Source organism: Aromatoleum evansii (assembly GCF_012910805.1).
Lineage (GTDB): Bacteria > Pseudomonadota > Gammaproteobacteria > Burkholderiales > Rhodocyclaceae > Aromatoleum > Aromatoleum evansii.
Map to the genome: position 1 here is coordinate 1 of NZ_WTVK01000317.1, position 384 is coordinate 384.

General features: G+C 72.4%; 1 protein-coding gene. It reads left to right on the plus strand.

Going from position 1 to position 384, the window contains the following annotated elements:
* Positions 1-384, plus strand: a 384-nt coding sequence (locus tag GO615_RS30160) for a PIG-L family deacetylase (protein WP_211167459.1), incomplete at both ends; no start/stop codon positions are given.

Consider the following 384-nt stretch of genomic DNA (forward strand, 5'->3'; position numbering starts at 1 on the left):
GGCGCTCGTGCGGGTCATCCGCGAGCGCCGCCCCCACGTCGTCACGACGTACGACGAGAACGGCGGTTACCCGCACCCGGACCACATCATGACGCACGTCGTGACGATCGCCGCCGTCCGCGCGGCGGGCGATCCGGACGCCTACCCGCACGCCGGTGCGCCGTGGCAGCCGCTCAAGGTCTACTACGACCGCACCTTCACCCGCGCGAAGCTGAGCGCCTACCACGAGGCCCTCGTGAAGGACGGGCGCGATTCGCCGTACCCCGAATGGCTGGAGCGCCGCAGCGACCGGTCCGAGGGGCGCGTCACGACGCGGGTGCGCTGCGACGAGTGGTTCGACGTGCGCTCGCGCGCGTTGCTCGCCCACGCGACGCAGATCGACCC